5 protein-coding genes are annotated in these 9,086 nt (G+C 71.5%); 1 reads left to right on the top strand and 4 read right to left on the bottom strand.

Annotated features, from left to right (window positions below; genetic code table 11):
- The 4 genes from G3I54_RS30385 to G3I54_RS30370 all read right to left on the bottom strand — a co-directional run.
- On the bottom strand, positions 1 to 193 hold a 193-nt coding region (locus G3I54_RS30385), incomplete at its 3' end, for a hypothetical protein (RefSeq protein ID WP_203687391.1).
- Positions 194 to 269: 76 nt separating this feature from the next.
- Positions 270 to 1,691, bottom strand: coding sequence for a phosphotransferase (locus tag G3I54_RS30380; RefSeq protein WP_164619227.1), 1,422 nt, complete (start codon positions 1,689 to 1,691; stop codon positions 270 to 272).
- Positions 1,692 to 1,920: 229 nt separating this feature from the next.
- Entirely contained in the window at positions 1,921 to 3,627 is a 1,707-nt protein-coding gene (gene treS, locus G3I54_RS30375; RefSeq protein ID WP_164619225.1) for a maltose alpha-D-glucosyltransferase, read from the bottom strand.
- Positions 3,624 to 5,642 (bottom strand): alpha-1,4-glucan--maltose-1-phosphate maltosyltransferase, encoded by a 2,019-nt coding sequence (locus G3I54_RS30370; RefSeq protein WP_164619223.1) that lies wholly within the window; start codon positions 5,640 to 5,642, stop codon positions 3,624 to 3,626. Before G3I54_RS30370 ends, treS begins: the two co-directional genes overlap by 4 nt.
- A gap of 706 nt (positions 5,643 to 6,348) precedes the next feature.
- Here G3I54_RS30370 and glgP point away from each other — a divergent pair.
- On the top strand, positions 6,349 to 9,018 hold the full coding sequence (gene glgP / locus G3I54_RS30365; protein WP_164619221.1) for an alpha-glucan family phosphorylase: 2,670 nt from the start codon (positions 6,349 to 6,351) through the stop codon (positions 9,016 to 9,018).
- Positions 9,019 to 9,086 lie beyond the last annotated feature (68 nt).

Raw genomic sequence — 9,086 nt, 5'->3', positions numbered from 1 at the left:
GCCTGGCGCGCTTGGCGGGCGCGGCCTTGGTGGCGGTGGCGGCGGGAGCCGGTGCGGGGGTGGGCGCCGCGTCGACGGAGGTCTCGGCAGCGGCGATCTCGGCGGCGGCCTCGGCGGCGGCCTCGACGGGCACTTCGGCAGGCACTTCGGCGGTCTTGCGGGATGCCTTGCGGGACGGCTTGCGGGCGGTCACAGGGACTGCCTCCTCGGAGGGTGAAGGGGAGAAGCACGGGTGGAGGGGCGGGCGGGAGGTACGTGAGGGGCGCGGCTCAGGCCGCGGCGGACTGGGCCAGCCGTTGGATGGCCGCCATCGGAACCGGCAGCCAGTCGGGGCGGTGCCGGGCCTCGTACAGCACCTCGTAAACGGCCTTGTCGGTCTCGTGGGCGCGCAGCAGCTCCGGTTCGCCGCGCGGATCGCTGCCCGACCCCTGCGCGTAGCCCTCGCAGTAGGCGGCACGGCAGCGGGCCGCCCACTCCGGGTTCCACGGGCGGTGCGAGCGGGCCGCGTAGTCGAAGGACCGCAGCATGCCCGCGACATCGCGCACCGGAGGCGCGGGCCTGCGGCGCTCGGGCAGCGGGCGGGCCGGCTCGCCCTCGAAGTCGATCAGCGACCAGAACCCGTCGGCGGAGCGCAGGGTCTGCCCGAGGTGGAGATCGCCGTGCACCCGCTGCTGGGCCCAGCCGCTGCCCCGGTGCCCGAGGTCCGTCACCGCGTCGAACGCGGCGCGCAGCCCCGGGACGTACGGCACGAGCGCCGGGACCGCCTGGGCGGCGGCCTCCAGCCGCTGGGTCATCTGCGCGACGAGCTGCCGGGTCTGGGTGCCGCGCAGCGCCGGGGTCGGCAGCGCGGCGGCGAGCGCGATGTGCACCTCGGCGGTGGCCCGGCCCAGCGCCCGCGCCTCGGTGAGGAAGTCGCGGCCCGCGGCGAGCGCGGCCAGCGCGAGCTGCCAGCCGTCGCGCGCTCCGTGCAGGAAGGGCTGGAGGACGCCGAGGGTGAGCGGTTCGGGGCCGGGGGCCTCGAACCAGGCGATCGGGGCCGGCACCCGCTCGCACCCCTCGCCGGTGAGCGCGAGGGGCAGCTCCAGGTCGGGGTTGGTGCCCGGGAAGACGCGCCGGAAGATCTTGAGGATGAACGCGTCCCCGTAGACGAGCGAGGAGTTGGACTGCTCGGCGTCCAGCACCCGGGGCGCGAGACCGGCCGGGATCGCGGCGGTCCGCTCGAAGCGCAGCGAGCCGAGGTGCCCGGGGCGGCGGAAGCGCTCCAGCAGCAGATCGGCCAGCCGCGGATCGTGCAGGGCGTCGTAGACGGTCCGGCCGGCGAGCGGGCCCCGCTCCACCCGGCCGATCAGGGCGCCCGAGAGCAGCGGCGGCAGTGACGTTCTTGCGCCCAGGAGCAGTTGGTAGCAGTCCTCGGCCGGGCGCACCTGCTGGGAGGACTGCTCGACCCGCAGCAGCAGATGCAGGAGCCCCGGGCCCGCCGTGCCGTCCAGCGGCAGCATCTCGGTGGCCGAGACCAGGGAGAAGCCGGTGACCGGCCGGCCCTTGCCGGCGAACCACCGCTGCCGGGGCAGCCATGCGTGGAGCAGCGGAGCGAGGGACGGGAGCAGGGCCCCGTCCTGTGTACTGCTGAGCGTTGCGCTGTTCCTCGTGCTCTTCGCCAGGGCGACGTGAGTGGATGCAGCCTCCGACATGGCATCGCGTCCTTTCCCCGGGCACACAGGATGCGAAGAGTGTCCCGGATTGCGGCAATGGCTGTCCGGCTGTGTGGGACGTGTCGGGAGAGGAAGGTGCTTACGGACTCGAACGGCGGAACCGTGAAGGCCGGGGCGGCGGATCCAGGAGAGGCCCGCGGCCTTGCGTTGGGGTCAGGGTGCCCGGTGCGGGACGGCGGAAACCGTCCCGCACCGGGCGGGTGGGGCATCAGGCCGGCGGCGCGTCCTTGCGCAGCCGGAACCAGTAGAAGCCGTGTCCCGCGAGGGTCAGCAGATAGGGCCACTGGCCGATGGCCGGGAAGCGTACCCCGCCGATCAATTCCACCGGATGACGTCCGTTGAACGATCGCAGGTCGAGCTCGGTGGGCTGGGCGAACCGCGAGAAGTTGTGCACGCACAGGACGAGGTCGTCCTTGTACTCGCGGGTGAACGCCAGCACCGCCGGGTTGGAGGACGGGAGTTCGGTGTACTCGCCGAGACCGAAGGCCGGATTCTGCTTACGGATCTCGATCATCCGGCGGGTCCAGTGCAGCAGCGAGGACGGCGAGGCCATCGACGCCTCCACGTTGGTGACCTGGTAGCCGTAGACCGGGTCCATGATCGTGGGGAGGTAGAGCCGCCCCGGATCGCTGGAGGAGAAGCCGGCGTTGCGGTCGGGCGTCCACTGCATCGGGGTGCGCACCGCGTCCCGGTCGCCCAGCCAGATGTTGTCGCCCATCCCGATCTCGTCCCCGTAGTAGAGGATCGGGGAGCCGGGCAGCGACAGCAGCAGCGCGGTGAACAGCTCGATCTGGTTGCGGTCGTTGTCCAGCAGCGGGGCGAGCCGCCGGCGGATGCCGATGTTGGCGCGCATCCGCGGGTCCTTGGCGTACTCCGCGTACATGTAGTCGCGCTCTTCGTCCGTGACCATTTCGAGGGTGAGCTCGTCGTGGTTGCGCAGGAAGATGCCCCACTGGCAGTTCTTCGGGATCGCCGGGGTCTTGGCCAGGATCTCGGAGACCGGGTAGCGGCTCTCGCGGCGCACCGCCATGAAGATCCGCGGCATGACGGGGAAGTGGAACGCCATATGGCATTCGTCGCCGCCCTGCTCGTAGTCGCCGAAGTAGTCGACGACGTCCTCCGGCCACTGGTTGGCCTCGGCGAGCAGCACGGTGTCCGGGTAGTTGGCGTCGATCTCCTTGCGGACCCGCTTGAGGAAGTGGTGGGTCTCGGGGAGGTTCTCGCAGTTGGTGCCCTCGCGCTGGTAGAGGTAGGGCACCGCGTCGACCCGGAAGCCGTCGATGCCCAGGTCCAGCCAGAACCGCAGGGCCGCGAGGATCTCCTCCTGCACCGCCGGGTTCTCGTAGTTGAGGTCCGGCTGGTGCGAGAAGAAGCGGTGCCAGTAGTACTGCTTGCGCACCGGGTCGAAGGTCCAGTTGGACGTCTCGGTGTCGACGAAGATGATCCGGGCGTCCTGGAACTGCTTGTCGTCGTTCGCCCAGACGTAGTAGTCGCCGTACGGCCCGTCCGGGTCGGTGCGGGACTGCTGGAACCACTCGTGCTGATCGCTCGTGTGGTTCATGACGAAGTCGATGATGACGCGCATGCCCCGCTGGTGCGAGGCGTCCACGAACTCCACGAAGTCGGCGAGATCGCCGAACTCCGGCAGGACGGCGGTGTAGTCGGAGACGTCGTAGCCCCCGTCGCGCAGCGGCGACTTGAAGAACGGCGGCAGCCAGAGGCAGTCGACGCCGAGCCACTGGAGATAGTCCAGCTTGGCGGTGATGCCCTTGAGGTCGCCGATTCCGTCGCCGTTGGAGTCCTGGAAGGACCGGACGAGCACCTCGTAGAAGACGGCGCGCTTGAACCAGTCGGGATCGCGGTCCTTGGCGGGAGTGTCCTCGAACGTGTCGTGGACAGGCTCATTGACGATCATGGTGTGGGTGACCCTCCGGTCGGCGGGGACGGTCGCAGGACGGCGATGTGCGCGGGCGTGATGCCCGGCTCTAGGCGCACATAGAAGGCCCTGCCCCAGTGGTAGGTATCGCCGGTGAGCTCGTCGCGCACCGGTACGCGCTCGTGCCATGGGAGGCCGAGCCGCTCCATGTCCAACGAGACCGTGGCCTCCTGGGTGTGGTGCGGGTCGAGGTTCACGACCACCAGAACGGTGTTCGTTCCGGAGCGCTTGCTGTAGGCGATCAGCGCTTCGTTGTCGGTGTGGTGGAAGTGGACGTCGCGCAACTGCCGCAGAGCGGGGTTACGCCGGCGGATCCGGTTCAGCGAGGTGATCAGGGGCGTCAGCGTGCGGCCCTCGCGTTCCGCCGACTCCCAGTCCCTCGGGCGCAGTTCGTACTTCTCCGAGTGCAGGTACTCCTCGCTCCCCGGCTTGGCCGGAGTGTTCTCGCACAGCTCGAAACCCGCGTACACGCCCCAGGACGGGGCGAGCGTCGCGGCCAGGACCGCCCGTGCCTCGAAGGCCGGACGGCCGCCTTCCTGGAGGTAACCGGGAAGGATGTCGGGGGTGTTCACGAAGAAGTTGGGCCGCATGTACGAGGCGGCCTCGCCGGACAGCTCCGTGACGTACTCGGTGAGCTCCTGCTTGGTGTTGCGCCAGGTGAAGTAGGTGTAGGACTGCTGGAAGCCGATCGCGCCGAGCGTGTGCATCATCGCCGGGCGGGTGAACGCCTCCGCCAGGAAGACCACGTCCGGATCGGCTCCGTTGATCTCAGCGATGACCTTCTCCCAGAACACCACCGGCTTGGTGTGCGGATTGTCGACCCGGAAGATACGCACTCCGTGGTCCATCCAGAAGCGCAGGATCCGTACGGTCTCCGCCACCAGACCGCGCATGTCCTTGTCGAAGGCGATCGGATAGATGTCCTGGTACTTCTTCGGCGGATTCTCGGCGTACGCGATCGAACCGTCGGGGCGGTGGTGGAACCAGTCCGGGTGCTCCTTGACCCACGGGTGGTCCGGCGAGCACTGGAGCGCGAAGTCGAGCGCGACCTCCATCCGCAGATTGCGGGCCACCGACACGAAGTGGTCGAAGTCCTCCAGCGTGCCCAGCTCCGGATGGACCGCGTCGTGCCCGCCGTCGGCCGAACCGATCGCCCACGGCACGCCCGGATCGTGCTCCCCGGGCGTCAGGCTGTTGTTCGGGCCCTTGCGGTGGGTCGTCCCGATCGGGTGGATCGGCGGCAGGTACACGACGTCGAACCCCATGGCGGCGACCGCGGGCAGCCGCTCGGCGGCCGTCCGGAAGGTGCCGCTGACCAGCCGGGTCTCCGCGTCCGGCGAGGTGTCCGCCGGGTCCACCGGTACCTCCCGCGCCCCCTCGGAGCGCGGAAACAGCTCGTACCACGACCCGAACAGCGCCCGCTCGCGCTCCACCCGCACCGCCAGCGGCTTGGAGCGGGTGACCAGTTCACGCAGTGGATAGCGGGCGAGGACCGCGTCGGCGGCCGGGGTCAGGGCGGCGGCCAGCCGGGCGGCCGGCGGGTGGGCGGCGTCGCGCAGCGCGTCCACCGCGGCGAGCACCGCCTCGCGGCCGTGCTTCTTCGGCACGCCGGCGGCGGCCCGCTCCAGCAGCGCCGCGCCTTCGGCCAGCACCAGGTCCGTGTCGATGCCCGCCGGGATCTTGATCGCGGCATGGTGCCGCCAGGTGGTGACCGGATCGCTCCAGGCCTCCACCGTGTACGTCCAGCGGCCCTCGGAGGACGGAGTTACCTCCGCGCCCCACCGGTCCGTGCCCTGTGCCAGCTCGCGCATCGGGGTCCACGGTCCGACCCGTCCGCTCGGATCGCGCAGCACGACATTGGCGGCCACCGCGTCATGGCCTTCGCGGAAGACGGTGGCGGTGACCTGGAAGGTCTCACCGGCGACGGCCTTCGCCGCCCGTCTGCCGCAGTCGACGAGAGGACGGACGTCCAGGACGGGAATACGACCGATCATGGAATCACCTGAGGGCTGGAGGAGCTCGGCGTGCACGGGGGACGGCACGGGCGCGGAGGACCGACCGCGTGTGCCGTGAAGACGGGGATCTGTCCTTTGTAGCTGCTCAGCTGTCTGCTGACGGGCTGTGGGCATGGCCGCTCCTGTCCGCGTTCACTCGAATGGCACTCGAATGGGTGGGTCGCGGGGGTTTCGTGCATGTTTCGGAATGCACGGAGAACGTGTGCGGGCCGGGTCGTGCCGCGTACCGGGGAAGCCTTCCCCGCGTCCGCGGGTGGGAAATCCGGCGCTGTGTTAACTACTCGGTCGTAGCCAACCGCTCGGGAACCGCCGCGCGCGGCGCGCACGCCCTGGTGGGCGCAGGAACCCGAGGCGCCCCCACAGGTTCCGGATACCCGTTCTGCGGCGCCACACGGCAGCCTTCCCTGTGGCAGAGAGGTCCACAAGGCTGCGTACGGGGGTGAAATCGGCCAAACCCCCAGGTGAGCGGAGTGACGGAGGATCACCGGCGAGGCGGGTGGGGCGCCTGTGAAGCGACCGCGGAGCTTCCGCGGGGCGGCGCGCGGCGATCTCTCCCGGACTCAGAGCGCCGTCCGCGCGCCGTGGCAGCCCGCCACGGACGGCCGCTACCGTCAGGGGTGACGGAAGGGACGCACACCGTGGTGCGTCCGCTCGGATGCGCAAGTCCCCTGTAAAGGTGGAATACGTGAAGGCCATTCGTCGATTCACCGTGCGTCCTGTCCTCCCCGAACCCCTCCGACCCCTCCACGACCTCGCGCGCAACCTGCGCTGGTCGTGGCACACCGAGACCCGTGAGCTCTTCCGGGCCGCCGACCCCGAGGGCTGGCGGCCCGCGGACGCCGACCCCGTACGCCTGCTCGGCTCGCTGTCCGCCGGGCGGCTCACCGAACTGGCCGGGGACGAGGCGTACCTCGGCCGCCTCGCCGCGGCCTCCGCCGACCTGGCCGAGTATCTCCAGGGCCCCCGCTGGTACCAGGAGCAGCGGGCCGCCGGAGCCGAACTCCCCTCCGCCGTCGCCTACTTCTCACCCGAATTCGGCGTCACCGCGGCGCTGCCCCAGTACAGCGGCGGCCTCGGCATCCTGGCCGGCGACCACCTCAAGGCCGCCAGCGACCTCGGCGTCCCGCTCATCGGCGTCGGGCTGCTCTACCGGCACGGCTACTTCCGCCAGACCCTCTCGCGCGACGGCTGGCAGCAGGAGCACTATCCCGTCCTCGACCCCAACGAACTCCCGCTCGACCTGGTCCGCGAGGCCGACGGCACCCCCGCCCGGGTGGTGCTCGCCCTGCCCGGCGGACGCTCGCTGCACGCGTGCGTCTGGCTGGCCCGGGTCGGCCGCGTACCGCTGCTCCTGCTCGACTCCGACGTCGAGGAGAACGCGCCGGGCGAACGCGACGTCACCGACCGGCTGTACGGCGGCGGCAGCGACCACCGCCTCCTCCAGGAGATGCTGCTCGGCATCGGCGGGGTGCGCGCGGTGCGCACCTGGTGCCGGCTGACCGGCACCCCGGAGCCGGAGGTGTTCCACACCAACGAAGGCCACGCCGGCTTCCTCGGCCTGGAACGCATCCGCGAACTCATCCCCGCCGGGCTCGACTTCGACGCCGCCCTCGAAGTGGTCCGGGCCGGAACCGTCTTCACCACCCACACCCCGGTGCCCGCCGGGATAGACCGTTTCGACCGGCAGCTGATCGCCCGCCACTTCGGCGACGACGGCGAGCTGTCCGGCGTACCCGTCGAGAAGATCCTGCGGCTCGGCACCGAGACCTACCCGGGCGGCGAGCCGGAGCTGTTCAACATGGCGGTGATGGGCCTCAGGCTCGCCCAGCGCGCCAACGGCGTCTCCACCCTGCACGGGGCCGTCAGCCGGGAGATGTTCTCCGGGCTCTGGCCGGGCTTCGACCCCGCCGAGGTGCCGATCACCTCGGTCACCAACGGCGTCCACGCACCGACCTGGGTCGCCCCCGAGGTGTTCCGGCTCGGCGCGGGTCAGGTCGGCGAGGACCGCGCCCACCAGGTGCTGGCGGGCGGCCCGGTGGCCGACGAGACCTCCGCACAGGCCGGTACCCCGCGCCGCTGGGACGCGGTGACCGGCATCGGCGACCAGGAGATCTGGGACCTGCGCCGGGATCTGCGCGGTCAGCTGGTCACCGAGGTCCGCCGCCGGCTCTACGCCTCCTGGCGGCGGCGCGGCGCGGGCACCGCCGAGCTGGGCTGGATCGACGGCGTCCTCGACCCGGACGTCCTGACCATCGGCTTCGCCCGGCGGGTCCCGTCGTACAAGCGGCTCACGCTGATGCTGCGCGACCGCGACCGGCTGCGGGAGCTGCTGCTCCACCCGACGCATCCGATCCAGATCGTCGTCGCGGGCAAGGCCCACCCGGCCGACGACGGCGGCAAGCGGCTGGTGCAGGAGCTGGTCCGGTTCGCCGACGACCCGCGGGTGCGCCACCGCATCGTCTTCCTCCCGGACTACGGCATGGGCATGGCGCAGAAGCTCTACCCGGGCTGCGACGTCTGGCTCAACAACCCGCTGCGCCCGCTGGAGGCGTGCGGCACGAGCGGGATGAAGGCGGCGCTGAACGGCTGCCTCAACCTGTCCGTGCGCGACGGCTGGTGGGACGAGTGGTTCGACCCGGACTTCGGCTGGGAGATCCCCACCGCCGACGGCTCGGCGGTCGACGAGGACCGCCGCGACGAGCTGGAGTCGAACGCCCTGTACGCCCTGATCGAGGACCGGGTCGCCCCGCGCTTCTACGACCGGGGCGCGCAGGGGCTGCCGGACCGCTGGATCGAGATGGTCCGCTCCACGCTGGTCAACCTCGGTCCGCGGGTGCTCGCGGGGCGGATGGTGCGCGAGTACACGGAGCGCCTGTACGCCCCCGCCGCACGGGCCCGCCGGGCCCTGGAGCCCGAGGCCGCGCGGGATCTCGCCCGGTGGAAGGCCAAGGTCCGGGCGGCCTGGCCGGATGTCGCCGTCGACCATGTGGAGTCGGTCACCGACACCGCGGCGGGCGGCTCGGCGGAGCTCGGCGCCACGCTGGCGCTGCGGGTGCGGATCGCGCTCGGCGGTCTGGACCCGGACGACGTGGAGGTCCAGGTGGTCGCGGGCCGGGTCGACTCCGGCGACGCCATCGCGGACGCCCAGACCTTCCCGCTGAAGCCGGCGGGCGGTCAGGACCTGGAGGACCGCTGGCTGTACGAGGGGCCGCTCGCCCTGGACCGGACGGGACCGTACGGCTACACCGTGCGGGTACTGCCCGCCCATCCGCTGCTGGCCACCAGCGCCGAACTGGGCCTGGTCGCGCTGCCGACCGAGGCGACGGGGGAGGGCGCGGGCGTGCTGCTGCGCTGAGCGCGCGCCCCGGCGGACCCGAGGGGCCCGGCACCCGTGCGGTGCCGGGCCCCTGCGCGTGTGCGGCC

It is taken from the genome of Streptomyces sp. SID14515 (assembly GCF_010548505.1).
GTDB classification, from domain to species: Bacteria; Actinomycetota; Actinomycetes; order Streptomycetales; family Streptomycetaceae; genus Streptomyces; species Streptomyces caviscabies.
The sequence above is the reverse complement of the archived record's forward strand: the minus strand, read 5'-3'. Positions and strand labels throughout refer to the sequence as shown.